The sequence below is a fragment of the Nostoc sp. GT001 genome, from assembly GCF_030382115.1.
Classification (GTDB): domain Bacteria; phylum Cyanobacteriota; class Cyanobacteriia; order Cyanobacteriales; family Nostocaceae; genus Nostoc.
In genome coordinates, this window is record NZ_JAUDRJ010000003.1 from 3,858,440 (window position 1) to 3,879,577 (window position 21,138).

The 21,138-nt window shown below is 39.0% G+C and carries 15 protein-coding genes and 2 pseudogenes; 10 read left to right on the forward strand and 7 right to left on the reverse strand.

Going from position 1 to position 21,138, the window contains the following annotated elements:
* The first annotated feature begins 18 nt into the window (after window positions 1-18).
* The 5 genes from QUD05_RS19375 to QUD05_RS19395 all read left to right on the forward strand — a co-directional run bounded on the left by QUD05_RS19375 (window position 19) and on the right by QUD05_RS19395 (window position 8,084).
* Window positions 19-4,368: a non-ribosomal peptide synthetase family protein gene (locus QUD05_RS19375; RefSeq protein WP_289797496.1), complete on the forward strand. Its 4,350-nt coding sequence runs from the start codon at window positions 19-21 to the stop codon at window positions 4,366-4,368.
* Window positions 4,369-4,449: 81 nt separating this feature from the next.
* Window positions 4,450-5,211 carry a class I SAM-dependent DNA methyltransferase gene (locus tag QUD05_RS19380; RefSeq protein WP_289797497.1) on the forward strand — a complete coding sequence of 254 codons (762 nt, stop codon included), beginning with the start codon at window positions 4,450-4,452 and terminating at the stop codon, window positions 5,209-5,211.
* 176 nt (window positions 5,212-5,387) lie between these two features.
* On the forward strand, window positions 5,388-6,842 hold the full coding sequence (locus QUD05_RS19385) for an aspartate aminotransferase family protein (protein WP_289797498.1): 1,455 nt from the start codon (window positions 5,388-5,390) through the stop codon (window positions 6,840-6,842).
* Window positions 6,843-6,880: 38 nt separating this feature from the next.
* Window positions 6,881-7,108: an MbtH family protein gene (locus tag QUD05_RS19390; RefSeq protein WP_094347692.1), complete on the forward strand. Its 228-nt coding sequence runs from the start codon at window positions 6,881-6,883 to the stop codon at window positions 7,106-7,108.
* Window positions 7,109-7,682: 574 nt separating this feature from the next.
* Window positions 7,683-8,084, forward strand: a complete 402-nt coding sequence (locus QUD05_RS19395) for a fasciclin domain-containing protein (protein ID WP_289797499.1) — start codon at window positions 7,683-7,685, stop codon at window positions 8,082-8,084.
* Window positions 8,085-8,276: 192 nt separating this feature from the next.
* Here QUD05_RS19395 and sfsA read toward each other — a convergent pair whose 3' ends face one another.
* A complete protein-coding gene (gene sfsA / locus QUD05_RS19400; protein ID WP_289800014.1) occupies window positions 8,277-9,002 on the reverse strand; it encodes a DNA/RNA nuclease SfsA in 726 nt (241 codons plus the stop codon).
* Between the two features lie 239 nt (window positions 9,003-9,241).
* On the opposite strand from sfsA, the gene QUD05_RS19405 reads away from it, so the two are divergent.
* A complete protein-coding gene (locus QUD05_RS19405) occupies window positions 9,242-9,910 on the forward strand; it encodes a 2OG-Fe dioxygenase family protein (RefSeq protein ID WP_289797500.1) in 669 nt (222 codons plus the stop codon).
* Between the two features lie 36 nt (window positions 9,911-9,946).
* Here QUD05_RS19405 and QUD05_RS19410 read toward each other — a convergent pair.
* Window positions 9,947-10,068, reverse strand: a pseudogene (locus QUD05_RS19410) (DUF711 family protein); the annotation flags it as partial.
* A gap of 244 nt (window positions 10,069-10,312) precedes the next feature.
* Here QUD05_RS19410 and QUD05_RS19415 point away from each other — a divergent pair.
* A complete protein-coding gene (locus QUD05_RS19415) occupies window positions 10,313-11,581 on the forward strand; it encodes a tetratricopeptide repeat protein (RefSeq protein ID WP_289797501.1) in 1,269 nt (422 codons plus the stop codon).
* A 290-nt stretch (window positions 11,582-11,871) separates the two neighbouring features.
* Here QUD05_RS19415 and QUD05_RS19420 read toward each other — a convergent pair whose 3' ends face one another.
* The gene (locus QUD05_RS19420) at window positions 11,872-12,708 is read right to left on the reverse strand and encodes a DUF4114 domain-containing protein (RefSeq protein WP_289797502.1); all 837 of its coding nucleotides are present in this window, start codon (window positions 12,706-12,708) and stop codon (window positions 11,872-11,874) included.
* Between the two features lie 729 nt (window positions 12,709-13,437).
* Here QUD05_RS19420 and argS point away from each other — a divergent pair.
* The 3 genes and pseudogenes from argS to QUD05_RS19435 all read left to right on the forward strand — a co-directional run bounded on the left by argS (window position 13,438) and on the right by QUD05_RS19435 (window position 16,436).
* Window positions 13,438-15,192: an arginine--tRNA ligase gene (gene argS, locus QUD05_RS19425; protein ID WP_289797503.1), complete on the forward strand. Its 1,755-nt coding sequence runs from the start codon at window positions 13,438-13,440 to the stop codon at window positions 15,190-15,192.
* 171 nt (window positions 15,193-15,363) lie between these two features.
* Window positions 15,364-15,928, forward strand: a pseudogene (locus QUD05_RS19430) (Uma2 family endonuclease).
* Between the two features lie 37 nt (window positions 15,929-15,965).
* Entirely contained in the window at window positions 15,966-16,436 is a 471-nt protein-coding gene (locus QUD05_RS19435) for a cobalamin biosynthesis protein (protein WP_289797504.1), read from the forward strand.
* Window positions 16,437-16,440: 4 nt separating this feature from the next.
* Here the strand turns inward: QUD05_RS19435 and QUD05_RS19440 are convergent, their stop codons facing one another.
* From QUD05_RS19440 to QUD05_RS19455, 4 genes are all read right to left on the reverse strand, one after another.
* Complete coding sequence (locus QUD05_RS19440; protein ID WP_289797505.1) at window positions 16,441-16,794, reverse strand: phage holin family protein; 354 nt, start codon at window positions 16,792-16,794, stop codon at window positions 16,441-16,443.
* A 582-nt stretch (window positions 16,795-17,376) separates the two neighbouring features.
* Entirely contained in the window at window positions 17,377-18,366 is a 990-nt protein-coding gene (locus QUD05_RS19445; protein WP_289797506.1) for a peptidoglycan-binding domain-containing protein, read from the reverse strand.
* Window positions 18,367-18,457: 91 nt separating this feature from the next.
* Complete coding sequence (locus tag QUD05_RS19450) at window positions 18,458-19,729, reverse strand: M16 family metallopeptidase (RefSeq protein WP_289797507.1); 1,272 nt, start codon at window positions 19,727-19,729, stop codon at window positions 18,458-18,460.
* Between the two features lie 87 nt (window positions 19,730-19,816).
* Entirely contained in the window at window positions 19,817-21,082 is a 1,266-nt protein-coding gene (locus QUD05_RS19455) for a M16 family metallopeptidase (RefSeq protein WP_289797508.1), read from the reverse strand.
* Between the last annotated feature and the right edge of the window lie 56 nt (window positions 21,083-21,138).

Sequence of the window (21,138 nt, forward strand, 5' to 3'; positions counted from 1 at the left end):
TAACACTGAGGTATACATATGCAAGTAGAAAGTATCGAGGGGTTTAGACTTTCACCTCAGCAAGAGCATTTATGGTTGCTACAACAAATTGATCAAAGTTGGGCTTATCGTAGCGATTGTGCAATTTTGATTGAAGGAAATATTGATGTCAATAATTTAGAATTGGCTTTGCAAGATGTTGTCAATCGCTATGAGATTCTCCGCACCAGTTTTGTTTGTCTACCTGGAATGACTATTCCAGTACAGGTAATTACAGATAGCAAGGTTATTTTAGATAAAAAATCTGATATAAGTAATTTGAAAACTCAAGAAAAAGAGGAGAAGATTGAGTTAATTTTTCAAAAAATTAAACAACAAAGTTTTGAGTTTGAAAAAGGTTTAATCTTACATACATATTTGGTAACTATTTCACCAGATAGGTATATATTATTTATCAGTTTGCCTGCTCTCTGTGCAGATAGTGTCACTCTTAATTGTTTAGTACAGGAACTGGCTCTTTCTTACTTAGGAAAGTTGGATGAAGAATTATCTGAAGAACCACTCCAGTATGCAGACTTTTCAGAATGGCAAAATCAAATATTAGAAGCAGAAGAAACGAAAATAGGCAGAGAATATTGGCAACAGCAAGACTTCTCTACTATTGACAGTTTCCAGCTTCCTTTTGAAAATCGTCTCTCGAACCAACAAAAATTTCAACCAAAATTAGTAGATTCAATTATTACTCCAGAACTGGTAGCTAATATTGAAACATTGGCTCAGAAGTATAATACTTCTGCGTCTAACTTTTATCTAACTTGTTGGCTAGTTTTACTTTGGCGATTGAGTGGACAATCTGAAATGACCGTCGCCAAGGAATTTAATGGCAGAAAATATGAAGAACTTAAAGGAGCATTGGGACTATTTGCTAAATATTTACCACTTAATTGTAATTTAGAAGGTAATTTTAAATTTAGTCAACTTTTACAGCAAGTGCATGAATCTGTAGAATCTATCGACAAATGGCAAGAGTGTTTTACTTGGGAAAAAATATCAGAAGGAGATAATAAATCAGATATTCTGCCTTTTTTTGCTGTGGGTTTTGATTTTACAGAAGAAGATACAAAGCATTATGCAGGTAATATCTCATTTTCAATTTTCAAGCTTGATACCTGTACTGAACGTTTCAAAATTAAACTTTCTTGTAGACGCCAGAATGATTTTTTGAATGCAGAATTTCATTATGACTCTAACCTCTTTTCTCCACAGGATATTGTAGTTTTAGTAGAGCAATTTCACAAGCTATTAGAAAGCGCCACGTATGATCCAGAAGGTTCAATCAGTAAATTAGAAATTTTAAGCGATCGCACCTTACACAAGCTTCTATTTGAGTTCAATCAAACTCAAGCATACAATCCACAAAATAAATCTATTCATCAGCTATTTACAGAGCAATCAGAACGTACACCAGATAATATTGCTGTTGTATTTAACAACCAGCAACTCACTTATGCTGAACTGAATATACGTGCAAATCAATTAGCTCATTCCTTGCAAAAGTTGGGGGTAGGCGCAGAAGTCTTAGTAGGAATTTGTGTGGAACGTTCCTTAGAAATGCTTGTAGGTATCTTGGGTATTCTCAAAGCTGGTGGTGCTTATGTTCCCCTCGATCCACACTATCCTCAAGAGCGTTTAGCTTTCATGCTAGAGGATACTCAAGTATCCATATTATTGACTCAACAGCATCTCCTGGAAGGCTTACCCAACCACGATGCACAGACAATTTGCTTAGATACAGATTGGGAAGCTATTGCACAGCAGAGTCAGGAAGCACCCGTTCCAACAGCAACTCCTGAAAACTTAGCTTATGTAATCTACACTTCTGGTTCTACAGGTAAGCCTAAAGGAGTTGCGATCGCACATCGTAATCTAGTTCACTCCACAACTGCACGTATTACCTACTATCAAGAACCTGTCAGCAGCTTCTTATTGCTTTCATCCTTTGCTTTTGATAGTTCTATTGCAGGTATTTTCTGGACACTTTGTTGTGGCGGAACTCTACATTTACCAGAAGAAGGTGTACAAAGGGAAGTACCTAAACTCGTAGAGTTAATTTCTCAAAATAGAGTTTCCCATTTATTAAGTCTTCCTTCTCTATATGCTCTAATATTGCAACAAGCAAAACCAGAACAGTTAAATTCCCTGCGTGCTGTTATAGTTGCAGGTGAATATTGTCCGCCAGAATTGGTAGAACATCACTTTCAATTACAGTCAGAAACATCTCTATTTAACGAGTACGGGTCAACAGAAGCAACTGTTTGGAGTAGTGTATACCGTTGTCATTCTCTAGAAACTGGAACGCAAATATCCATTGGTAGTCCCATAGCCAATACAAAAATATATATACTAGACTCTCACTTACATCCAGTTCCTGTTGGTGTTTCTGGTGAAATTTATATTAGTGGTGAAGGTTTAGCCAGAGGTTATTTAAATCAGCCTCAAATTACATCTGAGAAATTCATTCCCCATCCCTTCAGCCAACAACCAGGAATGCGTCTGTATAAAACTGGTGATTTAGGGCGATATCTTAATGATGGCAATATTGAGTTTTTAGGACGTATTGATAATCAAGTAAAGATTCGCGGCTTCCGTATAGAGTTAGGCGAGATTGAAGTATTATTAAATCAACATCAGGGAGTGCAAGAAACAGTAGTTATTGCGCGTGAAGATGTACCAGGAAACAAACGCTTAGTTGCTTATGTAGTTCCCCAGTCAAAATCAGCCACTACAGTTAATGAACTCCGCAACTTTGCGAAAGATAAACTACCAGAATTCATGGTTCCATCAGCTATCGTAATACTAAAAGAATTACCTCGAAGCCCTAATGGTAAAGTCGATAGAAAAGCCTTACCCGCACCAGAGCAAGTCAGGTCAGATTTAATAGGAGAATTTGTTCCTCCTCGCACGCCTGTAGAAGAAACGCTGGCTCAAATCTGGTCAGAAGTTTTAAAAGTTGAAAAAATTGGTATTTACGACAACTTCTTTGAATTGGGTGGACATTCTTTATTAACTACTCAATTACTTGCCAAAGTTAAAGAAACTTTTAATTTAGATATATCTTTACGCAGTTTGTTAGAGAAACCTACAGTAGAAGGTTTAGCGGAAAATATTGATCGAGTTTGTCAAACAGAAGTTAATTACTCAACTTTTGATATCAAAACTGAAACTGTTTTAGATCAGACAATTTATCCTCAAAGTGTTGGTAAGTTTATCTCTGAACCAAACGCTATTTTACTGACTGGAGGCACAGGCTTTTTAGGAGCCTTTTTACTGGCTGAACTTCTGCAACAAACCAAAGCAGATATTTATTGCTTAGTACGAAATTCAAATTTTGAGGATAGCAATAATAAGCTGCAAAGAACCCTAGAATCTTATGGAATTTGGAACGAAAGTTGGAATTCTAGAATTATTCCCATTGTCGGCGATTTATCAAAGCCACTTTTGGGTTTAGAAACCGAAAAAATTCACCAGTTAGCATCTATAATTGATGTCATTTACCATAATGGTGCTTGGGTACATCATATTTATCCCTACTCTATTCTGAAACCTGCAAACGTACTGGGTACACAAGAAATCCTCAGATTAGCTAGTCAAATCAAAACCAAACCAGTACATTTTATTTCTAGTTCTGGTGTTGTATCTTCAAAAGTTGAATCGGGAGTTAAATTAGTACGAGAACAGGATAGCCTGAACGAGAATGAATTTCCCAGCAATGGATATTGTCAAACTAAATGGGTAGCTGAAAAATTAGTACAAACTGCGGCTGAAAGAGGCATTCCTATCTCTATTTATAGACCATCACGTATATCGGGAGATAGTAAAACAGGTGTTTTTAATAGTAATGACTTCTTGTATAAACTGATAATAGGTTGTGTCCAATTGGGAAGTGTGCCAGATATAGATATTAGAGAGAATATAGTTCCTGTGGATTATGTCAGCAAAGCAATAGTTCATTTATCGAAAAAGGAAGAATCTCTCGGTAAAACCTTCCACTTAGTTCATCCCCAAACTCTCCACTCAAATACACTTATAGACCATATTCGCTCATGGGATTATTCAATTGAGCAAAATTCTTATGACCAGTGGCGAGAGAAATTGCTCAATGTTACTCAAGATTCATTAGACCATCCTTTATATTCTTTAGTACCATTTTTTCCCGCAAGACAAGCTCAAGAAGAAAATTCTAATTCAGGATTTTTACAGCTTGATAACCAAAACGTTATCAATGGCTTAATGGGTACTTCCATTACTTGTCCTCCAGTAGACAATCACTTACTCAGCGTTTATTTTTCCTATTTGATGGACCAAGAAATGTTAAAAACTAGACCTTGATAAAACAAACGCAATTTTTAACAATCAGAGAAATACAAAGAAAAACTACATTTTTTTGACTAAAATCAGGAGATATATTGTATGAATACCACAACTCTTTCTGCTAGTTATGATCCTCTTGCACGTGTATATAACGATGATTGGGCTTTAGGAGTTCTCCAAGAGACACTACCAGCTTTAGAAAAATTAATATTACCAAACTTAGCCAAGGATGCACATATTCTTGATCTTGGTTGTGGCACAGGACAATTAGCACAAAAGCTACTCAACAAAGGCTATAAAGTAACAGGAATTGATGCTTCTGAAGGAATGTTACGCTATGCGCGGGAGAATGCACCCGGTGCAGAATTAATTTTTAATGATGTACGCCTTATTGATTTTTCTGCTAATTTTGATGCAGTAATTTCAATTGGTGTTCTCAATCATATAATGACCCTTGAAGATTTGACTAGTGTATTTCATAAGGTTTATCAGACTCTATTACCAAATGGTGTTTTTGTAGTCTATTTGTTTTTGGAAGAGGAATATAAGTTTAATTGGGACGGTAAAGCTACTGGCAATGTGAAAGAAGATTATGCATGGGCGACTCGCAATAGCTACAATTCGGAAGCTAAAGTAGCTTCCATTAATTTGACTATATTCTCACTGATAGAGCAAGCATGGCAGCGTTTAGATAGCACTATTCTAGAGAAATGTTATAGCAAAGAAGAGGTTATATCTGCTTTGGAAACTGCTGGATTCGGCGACATTAGCATTTATGATGCCCATCGAGATTTAGAAATATCTCCGATGCCTGGTAGTACTTATTTTGTCTGCTACAAACCTGTGCAAGTTGATAGGTAATTTTCACATTATAAGCCCATCAATAAAAAACGAAAGCCTGCTTTAGCAGGCTCGAACTTACCTTAGAATTGCAACAGAATATGAGCGAAAAATTCAACCACTTATAAATTTTGCTTTTTAGGATTTTGCACTAACAGATAGATAATTTGACCAGTAAATTAGAAGAGACAAATTTTATGAATTTACCACAAGTTACATTACCTCAACATTCAGACAATCTAACTAAGCTGCTAGCTAAAGCAGGACTTACTAACCAGCAGCAAGAGTACTTAGAATATTTTATTAATAGCTACAGCGATCGCACAAAAACATCAAAGCAAATTTCTCAAAATTCTCGCCTATTTTTATCTGATGATAAAAATTTAGGAGAGTTTAATTTACTCTTGAAAGAAATGTATTATCCCATTGTTGCTAATCGATCTTTTGGTTCCAAAATATGGGATGTAGATGGTAATGAATATGTCGATGTAATGATGGGATTGGGAATTAATCTTTTTGGTCATAATCCATCTTTTATTAAAGAGGCTTTAATTACCCAAATGGATAAAGGAATTCAAATCGACCCACAATCAGAACTTGTTAGTGAAGTGGCTGAGTTAATTTCTCAACTTACTGGGATGGAACGGGTTTGTTTTAGCAATACAGGTACGGAAGCCGTAATGACTGCTATTCGCATTGCTAGAGCCGTTACAGGACGTAATAAAATCGTGATATTTTCTGGTTCTTATCATGGTCATTTTGATGGAACTTTAGTTAAAGGTAATAATGCAGAAAATAATCAATCTGCAATTCCATTATCACCAGGAGTATTACCAAATTTTGTTAATGATGTTTTGGTGTTAGATTATGCTAACCCAGAATCATTAGAAATTATCAAAACTCATCAACAAGAATTAGCAGCAGTTTTGGTAGTTCCTGTACAAACAAGTAGACCAGCTTTACAGCCAAAGGAATTTCTGTACCAATTACGGGAATTAACACAAGCAACTGAAATTGCTTTAATTTTTGATGAAATGGTTACAGGTTTTCGCATTCATCCTGGTGGCGCACAAGCATATTTTGGTGTACAAGCAGACATCGCTACCTACGGAAAAATTGTTGGGGGAGGAATACCCATTGGGATAATTGCTGGAAAAAGTAAATATATGGATGCAATTGATGGTGGTGTATGGAACTATGGCGATGATTCCTACCCTCAAACCAAAAAAACATTTTTTGCAGGTACTTTTTGTAAACATCCATTAGCAATGGCTGCTGCAAAAGCAGTACTCAAATATCTACAAAGTGAAGGTTTATCATTGCATCAGAAATTGAATGAACGTACAACACAATTCGTTACTGATTTGAATAATTATTTTACATCTGAAAAACTACCGCTAAAAATGGCTAACTTTGGTTCACTATTTGGTTCTGCATCTGTAGAACTTTCTGAAGACAATTCTACTGCTTCAGTTGCTATGAGCTTATTAAAATATCATCTGCTTGATAAAGGAGTTCACCTTTTAGGTATTAGCGGTTATTTATCTACAACCCATACAGATGAAGATATCAACTACATTATTCAAGCTGTTAAAGATAGCGTTGAACAACTGAGGTCTGGAGGTTTTTTACCTCCCCGTCTTTCTGTCTAAAGTTTTAGTTGAGTAATAAAAATTGATTGGAGGTAACAATGAGTCAAATGACTTCAGAAGATACAACAATTTATAAAGTTGTAGTCAATCATGAGGAACAATATTCTATTTGGCCTGCTGAACGAGAAAATGCTCTTGGTTGGACAGATGCGGGAAAAAGTGGACTTAAATCAGAATGTCTGGAATACATTAAAGAAGTATGGACTGATATGAGACCTTTAAGTTTGAGAAAACAAATGGAAGAGGCTGCTAATAAAAATCGGTAGTTGAAACATTTTTGAATAATTGACTTGAGGTAATACAAAAATGAATAGTTGGTGAAATTCAGTAAATAACTTTTAGTAGAAGATGACCAAATCCCTCAGAATTACCGCACAGTATTTTGAGGGATTTACGATCTGTTCTTTTCCAAAAGGTAAAAAAAGGCTAATGCAAGTATATTTAAATTCTCTAAAAACCCTAATTAGTATATGCAGCATGGATTTTGCTATAAATTTTCCAGATCGCTCCTAAATATCTAAAGCTTTATTTATACCAACTAAATACTTTAAACTTCAGTTTGACTAATTTTGTTGGTATTGTTGGCGCTGCTCTGACAATCTTTGGATGCGATCGCCCCATCGCCTCTACCACTGTGTAAAAAAGAGCGATCGCATCCAGCAGTGCTTATAACTAATCCACCTGGACGATGTACATATAATTCTTTGTTTGTATAAAAATGTATACAAACTTTTATGATACCAATAAAAAAAATGATTTAACATACGCCTAATGATAGATAGATTTTATTAAACGAATAGTTTAGATTTGTAACAAGTTACACAGAACTAGGTAAAACACATGGCCAACATAATTGACACTGCTACCAACAATGGTTCTTTCAAGACACTAGTTGCAGCAATCCAAGCGGCTGGTCTGGTAGATACACTTAAAGGCGCAGGCCCATTCACTGTCTTCGCACCCACTGACGAAGCGTTTAGCAAGCTTCCTGCTGGTACTGTAGACGCATTATTGAAAGATCCTGCAAAGCTCAAGAAAATCTTGACCTATCATGTTGTTTCAGGCAAGGTACTTGCTGCTGATGTAGTTAAGCTGAAGACAGCTAAAACAGTTGAAGGTTCAGATGTAAAAATTGACGCTTCTAATGGCGTTAAGATCAATGATGCAACAGTTGCAACAGCAGATGTTGCTGCTGATAACGGTGTCATCCACGTCATTGACACAGTTTTGATTCCTGCATAACCAAACGTCAGAATAGTGAATGCTATTTCTGGGGTGATGACTATCTATAGTCGTTTCTTCATTACAGTCTGGTTGAATGTTTTTTAGTAAACATCAACTACCAACAAATCCATCTAGATCCTGTCTAGATGGATTTATTGTTTTATGCATGTAGAAACGTTGCAATTGCTAGTTTCTTTTAATTAGCTTTAATCAAATTTTTAGTTTTGCCAAACCCAAATAACGGATACCTTCGGGGGAAATGTCAAAACGGCAAGGTAAGACTTCTAAACCGAGAGCGATCGCATCCCGCAATAATTTACCATATATAGGATCTGTGCGATCGCCAGGGGAAAACTCGATGCAATCACCGCGATTGATAAAGTAAAGCATCACTGCACGAGTCAAAGGTAACAGCGCCATCAGTTCTCGCAAGTGCTTTTGCCCTCTTGTAGTCTCCGTGTCAGGAAATAAAGCTAATCTTCCTTCTGACAAAGTTGTATTTTTCACTTCTAAATAAATCGGGCGTTCCTCATCACTCCCCGTCAAGAAAAAATCCACTCGACTTTTTTTATCTAACCCATAAACTACCTCGCCCTTGATTTGGCTGTAGTCGCCCAATTCTGGAAAAAGATGTTTCGCCAAAGCTATCTTTACCACCCGATTGGGCAAAAAAGTATTTATGCCTACCCAAGTCGGCTCATTGTCATGTACCTGAATTAGTTCTAGAGTGTAAGCCAATTTGCGGTTAAGATTATCGCTTTTGGAAACCTGTACTGCACTTAGAGGTGTCGATACTCCAGTCATTGGCCCTGTATTAGGACAGTGTGCTGTCACTATTTCGCCAGAAGTAAGTTGAACGTCAGCAAAAAACCGCTTGTAACGCTTGAGTAGAATACCGGGATACAAAGGTGGGTACTTGTAAAGCCAATCTATCATTATGGAACCTTGTTGCTGTTTGTAAATATACGTCGATTCTTTGCCCACCAAATCCATATCTGCAAATCTTTTCAGCAGCTACTCCGCCCTGCGACAGCATTTGAGTAACTTTACATATCATGGATTGTCAATTTTTGTAGTTAAATTGACAACATAGTAATAAAAAGTAGCATATACTAAGTATTACAAGTCTCCCATAAGAATCTGGGAAAATTTCAACGTGCAAGGAGGTAAATCCTATGCAAAAAGTGTGGACAGCAACGGAATTAGAATATGCTTTTCTATTTACTCTTAGAAAGGTAAATTCTATCAGTCTAGAAGGTTTTAAGGCATTTTTTAATAATATGCCTCTTGACCCTTATATCAAAAACAATTATCGTTCTAGAAGATTATCTCGGTTCACAGTCTCTGGAAATGAGTTAATCAAATTACCTCATGGCGTCTTCTTTCAAAGTAAAGAGTATAATCGATTAGCGGGTGATATCAAAAGAGAGTTTGCAGAATTAGATGATGCACTCATAGAACTTGATATTTTCAAAAATCTTGTTTTAGCATTTAGCGATTCTTGTAAACTTCATCCTGAAGCTGAAATCGGAGTTCATCAAATTAGAATTAGTTGTTCTCCAGATAATTTTGGTAATCCAGCACCAGAAGGTATCCATCAAGATGGCACTGATTTTATTGGCATATTCTCAGTAGATAGAGAGAATATTCAGGGTGGAGAAACACATCTGTATACTGCCAAAAAAGAAAAGCCTGTATTTAGCAAAATTCTCAATCCGGGAGAACTACTATTAGTTAATGACCATGAGTTTTTCCACTATGCCAATCCTATAAAACCACAAACTGAGGCTCAAGGAAATTGGGATGTTTTTGTTCTGACTTCTCCCAGCTTGCTTTCAGATTAATTTTATTGGGATAATTCGTTTCTTAAATTCTGAATTCTAGTTAACCGTAAATATTTTACAATCTACGAGATATGGGGAATTGAATGTAGTCATTTCCCCAATTTTTTATGAGGAATTGGGCAGAATCTAGCTGACAATGGTTTATTAAACTTGATGGCTCAAGTTTAATACATAGGCATAAACTGCTGAATCATTACACAAATTTTATTAGTGATATTTTCACTAAACTGAACTCCAAAATCTGGATGTGTACAATATTCCATTTATCAAAACTTAAGGTAGTGTGTTGTTTTTATTTCACAAAAAGTATGAAATATACTTAAAATATGAAGGCGAGTACATAGATTAGGCTACAAACAAGCCTGCTGAAATTCAATGAACTGAATCAACCAAACAAATGCCATGAATGACGAATTTTACAATAGGGGATTGGAAAAGGCTAGGCGAAAAGATTACGCGGGAGCAATTGAGGAATTTAACCATGCTTTACAACTGACACCTTACTTTAGCGAAGCTTATTTGCAACGGGGTTTAGCACATTATGACTCAGGCGCAATTCTGAAAGCTGTTTCAGATTATACCGAAGCCCTGAAGCTGAATCCTGACAGTGTAGAGGCATATTATTGTCGGGGATTGGCTAGGGTAGCGCTGAAAAATTTATCGGGGGCGCTAGATGATGTTGAACGTGCGATTCGTCTCAATCTCAATTATGCTGCTGCTTATAATCTGCGGGGAATGGTGCGGCGCAAACAGGGTTATATTCAAGATGCGATCGCTAACTTTAAAAAGGCTGCACAATTATATCTAGAGCAACAAGACAAAGAGAATTGTCGTCTGTCTTTGGAACGAATTAAACAGCTACAACCACAAGAATTACCTGCCCTTCAGGAATCGCGTTCCAGCAATACGCCAATTTTATCCACCAATGATTATTTTACGCAATTATTAGAAAAGGCTGAAAAGGGAGATACCCAAGAAGCACTCGCCGATTTAAACTGGGTATTAAAAGCCGATCCGCAAGATGCCCAAGCTTACTGCTGTCGTGGGGTTGTGCATTATAAAATGGGTAATTATCGAGAAGCGATCGCAGATTTTAATCAAGCATTACGACTAAATTTTCAAGATGCCATTGTCTATCGCAACCGAGGTAAAGCCCGTTCAGTCTTGGGAGATCATCAAGGTGCGATCGCGGATCTTAACCAAGCAGTCCAGATGCAACCCGAAGATGTCTTAGTTTATATTGCCAGAGGTAATGTCTATCGGGCAATGGGTAATTATCTCGGTGCAATTCAAGATTACACCCAAGCGCTGCAAATTAATTCTGATGAGGCTCAAGCTTACTACAATCGCGGCATTGCTTATACTTGCTTAGAAGAAATACAAAACGCCGTAGAAGATTATCAACGGGCGGGGAGTATCTTTTGCGAACAAGAAGACTGGGAAAATTATCAACAAGTCTTAAATAGCCTAGAAAAAATTCAGAAATTTAGTCCAGAGTCAAAAAAGCAAAAATATCACCTGCTACGTCAGCGACTTTTACGAATGGTTGGGGGATACTGGGAAATTGCCGAACGATTGATTCAGCAAAACAAAGATTATCATCCTGGGATGTCAGACGAGTGGTATTTGCAAAAAGTGATTGATGATTTAGAACGCGATCGCAATAGATAAAATTTGAAGAAGAATGCAGAATTCAGAATCAAGACGCTTGTTCGCCCTTGGGAGAAGACTCGCTTTCCGCCAGTCATACAGAATACCCAACTGAATTCTGACTCACCTCTCCTGCCGGAGACGCTGCGCGAACGACTGCGCTCGGCGACCACCTGACTCCTGAATTCTGTTCGATAAATGCCACTAAAAACGTAAAATCACCCGTACATTATTGATACGGGTGAAAATGCGATCGCTTGTTATTTTCCAATCAAACTAAATACACCTTATATTTAGCACCGTTTCAAAGTTTAGTTAGAAGTGCGGCTTTGACGGCGACGGCGCAATCCAAACATACTAACTGCTCCCACGGCAAACATTGATAGAGTTACAGATGGTTCAGGAACGGTAGCACCAATTAACGCTCTAACATTTGCCTCACCGATATCAAGAACGACGACAACATCATTAAAGTCGCGATCAGAACCTTCGTTCCACTTACCAGTTGCAGAATCTACCCCTGAAGCGTATAAACCTCCGTATAAATCCTCGAATGCCAGGAGGATGTAGTTGTTGTAAGCATAAGCAACTGTGTGCTGTAGTCCGTCAGCGTTAGAAGCAGTATCAGTACCAAAGATATTGGCAGAGGTACCACGGTTCAAACCATCAGCTCTTAACCAGAAGTCAAGTTGAGTACCTGCGGTAACATTACCAACTTTGACCCCATCACCTAGTTTTAATGCGTTACCACCCCAGTCACCACTAACACATCCATTTCCTTGACAGGAAATATCATTAAAAAGCAGCCCAGACTTGTTAGTAGTTCCTGTAGCTTCAAAGGCTAACTGGTTTCTATAACCTGCACCCTCATTGATAAAGTAAACAGAAACATCGTGGTCGTATTTTAGGTTTAATTTATTGGGGTCTAATTTAAATTGTCCGCTGTTTGGAAGGGCAACACTTTCTGCTTGGACAAATTGTTGAAAAGGAGCGTCGTTAAAACCAGTTTGAGACTTATTATATACAGTTGGTTGAGTCCAAGAACTATTCCAATTAAAATCAGCAGCAGATGCAGTTTCTACTTTGGAAACTAATCCGGTTAATGTAGCTGTAGCAGCAATCAAGGCAGTGAATAAATTAAGTTTCATATTATGAGCCATTAAGTAGGAAAGACAATTTAGATAATGCTTTTTGAGCAGATATCTCTCTTCAGTTGTCTCTTACTTCTAACAGCTAGACTTCTGCAACGTCAATCTGTTTATTTACTTTTGCTAGGATATTTAAATAGCTCTTTATCTAAAGTATTTTTACGGGAAAAAGATATTTTAAATCTGGTAGTACACTGTTATTAGTACTTAGTAATTAAACTTATACATGATTAAAAATTAATGAATAATATATACTTTTTATAAAGATCAGATATGCAATTCCTATAGTGAAAAGCTAAAAGCTTAATCTATAGGAGTTTTTATTTAAATGAGGTAGATAAGTAATGGTGTGCCGTCATCCGTATCAACTAAGCCTTGGCTCAGTTAATACGCTGCTATACAAATAGAGATAATCTCCGTACTTACGTTGGGAAACGTAGTAATCTATCAAATCAATGAAACCTGGGTAAATAAGTTTAGTCTTTGTTTTAAGCGCTAAAGTGTTTACTACGTACTACGCTTTAGTTGACTTGATTAACTAGCAGTAGTCTATCAAAATCGACTTCGGTATCGTCAGAATCTAGAAGTTATGCCGAGGATGGGAGACAATTTAAGGGGGTTGTACCTTAAAATGACAGTCTTTGCTTAGGCTTGATGAATATCTTTTAAGGTTAAAATAATCAAGCTTTTCCAGAGCTATATTCCCCCTTTCACAGATAAAATCTATATATGAACGCTACACAAGAAAAATTAAAAGCTCAGGTAGAGCAGGCTTTAATCGCTGCTTTTGGCGCTGAATTGGCTGGAGTAGATCCAATTTTGGTTACTGCTAGCAATCCTAAATTTGGCGATTATCAGGCGAATGTGGCTTTATCCCTGAGTAAAAAGTTAGGAAAGCAACCAAGAGCGATCGCAGGTGCGATCGTTGAGAAACTAGATGTATCCGAAATCTGCGAATCGCCGGAAATCGCTGGGCCAGGATTTATCAATCTCAAACTGAAAACAGCATACTTAGAAGCACAACTAAATGCGATTCAAGCCGATCCCAGACTGGGAGTTCTAGCCGCGAAAACGCCGAAGCGAGAAATTGTGGATTTTTCCAGTCCGAATATAGCTAAAGAAATGCACGTTGGACACTTGCGTTCGACGATTATTGGTGATTCCATCGCCCGAATTTTAGAATTTCAAGGACATGATGTACTGCGGTTAAATCATGTAGGTGATTGGGGTACGCAGTTTGGGATGTTAATCACCTATCTGCGGGAAGTTTACCCAGACGCACTTACCACCGCTAATGCTTTAGATATTGGTGATTTAGTCTCTTTTTATCGCAAAGCCAAATTGCGGTTTGATGCCGATGAAGCTTTTCAAGAGACAGCACGCCAAGAAGTCGTCAGATTACAAGCAGGTGCAGAAGATACACTCCATGCTTGGAAACTGTTGTGCGAACAGTCGCGGCGGGAGTTTCAAATAATTTATGAGTTGCTGGATATCAAATTAATTGAACGCGGAGAATCTTTCTATAACCCTTTACTATCTGGGGTTGTAGAAGATTTAGAGAAATCTGGATTACTGGTAGAAAATCAAGGGGCAAAATGCGTTTTTCTGGAAGGGTTTACAAATAGAGAAGGTGAACCTTTACCCTTAATTGTGCAGAAATCGGATGGCGGCTATAACTACGCCACAACAGATTTAGCATCTCTGCGCTACCGGATTCAGCAGGATGAAGCAAAGCGGATAATTTATGTAACCGATGCTGGACAAGGAAACCACTTCGCTCAATTTTTTCAGGTAGCACGCAAAGCCGGATGGATTCCTGATGATGTGGAATTAGTCCATGTTCCCTTTGGGCTGGTGTTAGGAGAAGATGGTAAGAAATTCAAAACTCGTTCTGGTGATACTGTGCGGTTACGGGATTTATTAGATGAAGCTGTTTCTCGTGCCCATGCTGACCTAAAAACTAGATTACAAAAAGAAGAACGCCAAGAAACTGAAGAATTTATTAATGAAGTTGCTAGGGTAGTTGGGATCAGCGCAGTTAAATATGCAGACTTAAGCCAAAATCGCACCAGTAACTACATCTTTAGCTACGACAAAATGCTGGATCTCAAAGGTAATACTGCACCCTATATGCTGTATGTTTATGCACGGATTTATGGGATTAGTCGTAAGGGTGATATTAACTTTAAAGAGTTGGGAAATAATGCCGTTTTGTTGCAGCATGAAACAGAATTAGCACTAGCAAAATATTTACTTCAACTGGATGAAGTTATTAGTAGTGTAGAGCAAGACTTGTTGCCCAATCGTTTATGTGAGTATTTGTTTGAACTCAGCCAGAAGTTTAACCAATTCTACGATCGCTGTCCTATACTACAAGCGGAGGAACCGCAACGAACATCTCGCTTGATTCTGTGTGATTTGACTGCTAGAACTCTGAAGCTGGGATTATCTCTGTTGGGAATTCAGGTATTGGAGAGGATGTAATATTTTTTTTAACGCATAGGCGCTTCTCTACGAGACGCTACGCGAACGCCTTCCCGTAGGGTAGGTACGCTAAGGTAACGCTAAGGTACGCAGAGTAAGAGTTGAGCTGATTTTTTCTTTGTGTACTTTGCGGTTTTTTAATTAGAATTGCTGGACTGGAGGCGATCGCAAATGGTACAGACACCANTCTAAAAACATAACTTTGGCAGAGTTTCTAATACTACCAGAAACGAAACCCGCTAGTGAATACATCAATGGTCAAATTATTCAAAAACCTATGCCACAGGGAAAGCACAGTATAATTCAAGGTGAAATGGTTAGCACTGTTAACTTAACGGTCAAACCGAAGCAAATTGCTCGTGCTTTTCCAGAATTGCGCTGTACTTTTGGTGGAAGGTCAATAGTGCCAGATGTTTCTGTGTTTACTTGGCAAAGAATTCCTCGCGATCAAAATGGTGAAGTTGCCAACGTATTCCAAGCAGCTCCTGATTGGACTATTGAGATTTTATCGCCTGACCAAAGACAAACGAAAGTTACAAAAAATATTTTACATTGCTTGAATTATGAAACACTAATGGGTTGGTTGATCGATCCAGAAGAACAAACAGTGTTCGTATACATTCGCAATCAACAGCCTGTTATGTTGGATGAACTAGAAGACTTGCTTCTAGTGCCAGATTTTGCAAGTGAGTTGAGGCTGACTGTAGGAGATTTATTTGGTTGGCTGTTGGAGTAAACCAAACCCTAGTGAATTGAGTAAGGAAATAGGCCAAGTGCAACAGATTTTATGGGTAGGAATCGGTTGTAAACGAGGAACATCATGGGAGTTGATCGATCTGGCAATTGAGCAAGTATTTCGAGAAAATCAACTTTTTCCAAGTGCGATCGCAGGTGTTGCTACCATTGACACTAAAGCCTCGGAAGTTGGCTTAGTCAAACTTTGTCGCCTCCGCAATTTGCCCCTAAAAACCTTTTCTGCGGAAATCCTTAGTTCTGTCTGTGTCCCCAACCCTGCCACAATTACCGACGATAAAGTAGGTACACCTAGCGTAGCAGAGGCAGCTGCTATTCTTGCAGCCTCTCAACTCACATCTTTGACTGTTTTCCCCTTTACAAACATAGAGGAATTGCCAGCGAAGTTTTTAGTTCCTAAACAAATTTTCCAAATACAAGGGCAACCAGGAGTGGTAACTCTTGCTGTTGCCCAAGCTTTAAATATTATTAGTATTACAAAAGTTCCTTAATTTCCTAGTCAACAACTCTCAAAAAATAGTTAATGATGCTAGAAACAATTGCTAGTACAATTGAACCTAACAAAGCAGGTAAAAAGCCCTGAATCTCAAAACCAGAACCAGGTGTTAGGATACTTGCCAGCCAAAGGGCTAAGGCGTTAATCACCAATGTAAATAAACCAAAGGTGAGCAAGGTAATCGGAAACGTCAAAATCTGCAAAATTGGTCTAATAAATGCATTAACCAAACCAATTACAAAGGCCGCGATTAAGGCAGTCACAAAATTCTTGATAAAGAATCCTGGAACGATATTAGCAGTAATGAATAACGCCACCGCAGTACCGAGCCAAGTTAATAAAAAGTGTTGCATAAGTTTTTTTAGAGAATTTAGCTGTAAGTTTAATTAATTTCACTATTGGCAGTTGTGATTTGTAACACGATCGAGTGTTGTTGTGCTTGACTCCTATAGCGGTTCTCGTTTGGGTGCAGTACAGTTTTGACCTCTCTCCAAACCTCTCTCCTCTTAGGAGAGAGGCTTTAAATCTTACTCCCATTCCCTTGCAGGGAAGGGGGTTGGGGGTTAAGTCTGTATTGGACTCAACTGCAAACCGCTATAAAGTTGCCATCATCTTTTATCAGCCTAAAAGCAGTATAATTTTTCAGTGCTACTAAGAGAGATGCTTCTAATCGGTATATCTTTATCGTATTGTAGGATGTACCGCAGTGAACTACCCACGCTGACCTGAGTACAGTTTAAGTGAGAGACTTAGGGTGATTTAGTTAAATTCATAAATTCTATGAAGCGCAAAACCCCTACAGAGGTTTATAGAAGTTGAAAAACCTCTGTACCTTGGGGATTTCCAAAAAAGAAATAAGTTATCAGAACTTCGGAGCATTTCGTCCGCACTTTTGCTTATACGCAAAGGAGACGTTGGCTAGGCTCATACTATGCCTAACGCCGCAAAAGAACCTCCCAAGTTGAGCCGCCAACTACGCCGTCAGGTTCTAAACCATAGCGTTTTTGTGCAGCTTTCACCGCTGCTTCGGTTGTCTCGCCAAAGTCTCCATCGGCATCACCCTTCAAGAAACCAAGCTTTCTCAGTTGTTGTTGCAACTTAACAACTTCAGAACCTCGTAATCCTATACGCAAAATTGGCAAACCTTCTGAGGTGTATTGAATACCAGGAGTTCGTTTAGTAGTTGTGTTTGACTGAGATCGAGTAGTTGATGTAGTACGTGGCGGCGTTTTCTTTGTGCTAGAAGTCGTAGTTTTTCTTGGAGTAGCAGGTCTTGGCTCAGGGTTGGTCGTAACCTGGGTTACAGCTTTTTTTGGAGTAGTAGGTTTTGGTCTAGTCGGAACTTGTGTTACAGCTTGCCTCGGAGGGTTAGGATTGGGATTTGCAACGTTGGTGAGGTTACTAGCCTGGGTTGGAACAGGAAAATTTGTCGCTGAGTTAAATCTTGGCTGGGATGAAGGGACGGTTGATGCTGCTACTGGTTGATTAGGAAAAAGTCGTTGCCAAGTGCTGGCATCAACAACGCCATCTGGATTCAAGCCAGCTGCTTGTTTAAATCGGGAAACAGCACTAGCTGTATTTTCACTATAAATACCATCTACTGCACCAGAATAAAAACCCAAAAGTTTTAGAGCTGCCTGAAGTTCAGATACACGTTCGCCTTGGCTACCAACTTTCAGGCTAGGACGGTTAACACTATCTTTAGGATTAACTTGGGCAATTTTTTGTGGCGCTGCTATTGATACTAGAGTCGTTGAGGCAATCAAGAGAGGCGTAGCGGAAAACAAGAGTATTTCAATGGCTGATAAAGATTTAGACCTCTTTGGCCGCCAATCCTTTTGCCGTTTTTCCATTTTACAGCGATTTACAGTTGGATATAGTAATTTTAAGTAACTCAAAATACTTGCTGTCAGGCTGCGTTGCATGGAATTTACTCCCAGAAGATTCTCATGCTAATGGTACAGCCGCTTGGTCTAAAAAACAGCTGCTTCATTTACTATGTCTCAGACGGGCTATTTACGCGATCGCACGATTAATTGCTTCTTCTTGACCAACTAAAGACAAGTAAGGCTCTTTTAAATATTTACAAGCTGCGGCGATCGCATCCTGGGCACTCACCGCCGCAATCAATTCTTGAAATCTGGTGTCAAAATCAATTCCTAATCCCAAAATTTCATACCAGCCGTATATTTGAGCAATTTGCCCGTTTGTTTGTTTACCCAAGGCATATTGCCCCAGAATCTTATTTTTCGCAGCTTGCAGGGCACTTTCAGATACTTCAGTGGTACATAACAAATCTACCTCTGTACGTAGTCCTTCCAGGGCGATGCTGGTATTCTCTGGCGCTGTACCCATGTAAACTACAAATGAGGCTGGAAATAGCCTTGTGGAGTAAAAGGCGGATACTTCGTAAGCTAAACCGCGTTTTTCCCGTAATTCCACAAACAAGCGGCTAGAAAGCCCATTTCCCAAGTAGGTACACAACAATTTCAGGGCGGCGTAGTCAACAGAATTCACCGATGTTCCCAAATAACCAAGCATCACGATTGATTGTTGTGTCTGTATTGGCTTTAGTTTTACCTGCGGTTCTATCTTAATCTCAGGTAAATTCAGTATTGGTAATGCCTGAGATGGGGATTGCCAATCACCAAAAACTTCTTCCACCAACGCTGTTGCATCTGTGGGTGTGACTCTACCAGCAATGCTAATTACTACATTATCTGGGCGGAAATAAGTTTGATGATACTCCACTAAATCTGCACGAGTTAAGCTACTCATGGTGGATTCATCTCCCAGCACTGACATAGAGTAGGGATGATTTTGGTACATTACCTGCCGCATTTGTTCAAAGGCGACATTGAACGGTTGCTCTTTTTGGGAACGAATATCTTGGAGTGCTAAACGCCGTTCTAGTTCCACTTGAGTTTCAGGAAAAGTTGGCGATCGCAAAATCCGCCCTGCCAATGTTAAGATTTCCCCAAAATCGGATGTTACGGTTTTGAAAGATAGCAAAAAATAATCAGTGCCAGCATCCGCACTCAAACTCGCCCCTACAGACTCAACTTTTTCTGCAATTTCCAAGCTAGAAAGTCCATCGCATCCTTTTGTCATCACTGCCGATAACAAATGCGCCAACCCTGCTTGCTCCCGGTTTTCATTACAACTACCTGCACGCACAAAGATTCGCGCCGCAATAATGTCCGCAGCCGGATTTTCTGCCACCAGCACGACAAGGCCATTGTTCAATACAGTGCGATGGATGGGCGATTTTTGCAGCAAGGTTGTCATTTATAGTTTGTCCTTTGTCATTTGTCACTTGTTCTTCGTCATTCGTCATTCGTCTTTTGCTAATGACTAATGACTAATAACTAATGACTAACACGGTTTAAGTATAGTAACCGCATAATTCTCCAGCGATAGATACTGTTTAGCTAATTTTTGCAGTTCTTTGGCATCAAAAGACTGAATCTGCTGGGGATATGTCACAGCTAATTCAGCTTGGGCAATGGTATTGTAATACCCATAAAGCCCTGTAAGTTGATTTGGCGTTTCGGTGGAAAACGCATACTCGTTACATAGAAGTCTGCGTGTGCGCGCCAGTTCTTGTTCGCTAATTCCTTTAGTCTGCAAATCATCCAAATGAGCGCAAATTAAGGACTCAACTTTCTCTAGATTTTCTGGTTCTAACCAAGCGGTAATTGTAAATAAACTTGATTCTCGTTGTAGAGAAAAACTACTGCAAATTCCCTGTACCAATTGCAAATCTTCGCGCAGATCGCGCACTAAACGCGAAGTCCGCCCTTCTGCCAATAATACCGACAAAAAATCTAAACCATAGCCAGTACGGATATCTTCTACTCCGGGTACTAGCCACGCCATCAACAATCGCGCTTGTTCTATGCGTGGTAAACACAATTCTTGACGATGAATTCCGGCGATCGCTGGCTTTGTCACTTTCTCCAACTGCGGACAATTCGAGGGTTCGGCAAAATCAGCAAATGAATGATTTACCATTTCCCAAGCTGGTTGCTGGGCTATACCCCCGGCAATTACCACTGTCATATTTTCCGGCTGATAGTGGGCATGGTGAAAACAGCGCATTGCTTCTGGTGACTGCTGCATCAGTTCTTGCTCAGTACCCAACACCGAACGCCCGTAAGGGTGATGCGGATAGATGCTTTGAATCAGCGCTTGAAATCCTATCCAATCAGAATCGTCTTGACAAGAGCGAATTTCCTCTAGCACTACATCCCGTTCCCGGCTAAATTCATCTTCTGGAATTGCCGCATTGAGTAGTAGTTCTCCCAAGTAGGGAAGAGTATCTTTTAAATAAGGGGCAGCTGTGGTGAGTGAATAATGAGCATAATCATAGCTTGTTGCTGCATTACTCACGCCACCACGGTTTTCCACTTTGGAATCGAACATTCCAGGGGGTAGTGTCGCCGTACCTTTAAAAATCATGTGTTCTAAAAAGTGCGCCATACCAAACCACGGTTTTGGCTCTAGGCTGGCTCCAGCACGCACCCAAACATCCGCCACAACTACAGGAGTGGTGGGAATTTCTTGATGAATAAAAGTTAAACCACTCTCTAGTCGGAAGACTGAGGCTGGAAATACGGTATTAGTTAGTTGTTTTAACAATTTTTGTAGCTTTAACCACAATTTGACGCAATTGTGTCATCTTAACTCTGAACGAT